This window comes from Gordonia sp. p3-SID1431 (assembly GCF_025143765.1).
In the GTDB taxonomy this organism is placed as follows: domain Bacteria; phylum Actinomycetota; class Actinomycetes; order Mycobacteriales; family Mycobacteriaceae; genus Gordonia; species Gordonia hongkongensis.
The window spans coordinates 1-626 of sequence record NZ_JAMBDT010000197.1; the positions used below are offsets into that span (position 1 = coordinate 1).

The 626-nt window shown below is 67.9% G+C and carries 1 protein-coding gene; it reads left to right on the forward strand.

Annotation, left to right across the window (positions count from 1 at the left end; translation table 11 throughout):
- Positions 1–626: transposase (locus M4D77_RS23765; RefSeq protein WP_259937732.1), on the forward strand; the 626-nt coding region annotated here is incomplete at both ends.

Sequence of the window (626 nt, forward strand, 5' to 3'; positions counted from 1 at the left end):
CTGTTGCGGAGCAGACAGTATCGACGACCTCGGAAGGGTCCGCGCTGGTGGGCACACCCGCCTGTTCGACCGCGTGTACGCCCCAGCCACGATCGGACAAACACTGCGCGAGTTCACCCCCGGCCACGCCCGGCAACTCAACGCGGTGATGACCCACACATTGCCGGCGATGTGCGCCACCGCGGGTCTGCTACCCACCGACGGGTCCCGGGTATTTGTCGACATTGACTCGCTACTACGCCCAGTCTACGGCTACCAGAAAGAAGGCGGCTCCTACGGGCACGCGAAAATCGCCGGGCGTGAACTCCTGCGCAAAGGTCTGTCCCCGCAGGTCACCACTCTGTCCGCAGCCGGGCATCAACCGGTGATCGCCAACGCCTGGCTACGCGCCGGGCGCACCGCCTCCGGTAACGGGGCAGCGAGAATGATCGCTGAAACCCTGACCACCGCACGCCGCTGTGGGGCGAGCGGGGAGATCACCGTGCGCGGCGACGCCGCCTATGGCACCGCCGCGGTGATGCGCACCTGCCAACGCCTCGCAGCGACGTTCTCGCTGGTCCTGCGCACCAACACCGCGATCACCCGCGCCATCACCGCGATCGGCGACGACGCCTGGACCCCGGTGC